General features: G+C 66.1%; 2 protein-coding genes. One reads left to right on the top strand and one right to left on the bottom strand.

Annotation, left to right across the window (positions count from 1 at the left end; all coding sequences use genetic code 11):
- Positions 1 to 192, top strand: a 192-nt coding sequence (locus I6F20_RS37625; protein WP_225131610.1) for a hypothetical protein, incomplete at its 5' end; no start/stop codon positions are given.
- A gap of 40 nt (positions 193 to 232) precedes the next feature.
- Here the strand turns inward: I6F20_RS37625 and I6F20_RS37620 are convergent.
- A partial coding sequence (locus tag I6F20_RS37620) for a hypothetical protein (RefSeq protein WP_225131608.1) occupies positions 233 to 457 on the bottom strand: 225 nt, incomplete at its 5' end.

Here is a 457-nt window from a genome sequence, read left to right as displayed (position 1 = left end):
GTGTTGGACACTGGGTCTCCGGTGGAACCCGCTCTTCAGGCGGTGGAGAAGTTCGGGTCCGACGGCGCCGACGACCTGGTCACCTTTTATCAATCATTGGTCTCGGCCTGGGAGTCGGGTGGGCGGCCGGCGGCCCTGATCTTCTTGGCGGAGCAGCGTGATGCGACGCTGTCGCGGTTGAAGATGGCCTGAGGCCCACGGGCAGGCTGACCGCCCGACGCCTGCTCGAGAATCAGCCCGGCAATGTGGTCAGAACAGATGCGACCTCGGCCGGCAGGCTGATCTGTGGCCGACCGTCGGTTCCTGCTTCGACGCCGATCGGGTAGGCGTCGCCGTTGACGAACCAGTAGACCTCACGAGCACAGCGGTCGGATCCCTCGTCGTACATCGAGGCCACCAGGCTGGTGAGGACGGGAAGCGTGTCGAGGTCGGCCCGGGAGGTCACCGGCTGCAGCAC

The organism is Bradyrhizobium sp. IC3123 (assembly GCF_020193625.1).
Taxonomy (GTDB): Bacteria; Pseudomonadota; Alphaproteobacteria; order Rhizobiales; family Xanthobacteraceae; genus Bradyrhizobium; species Bradyrhizobium yuanmingense.
This window is presented reverse-complemented; position numbering and strand designations above follow the sequence as displayed.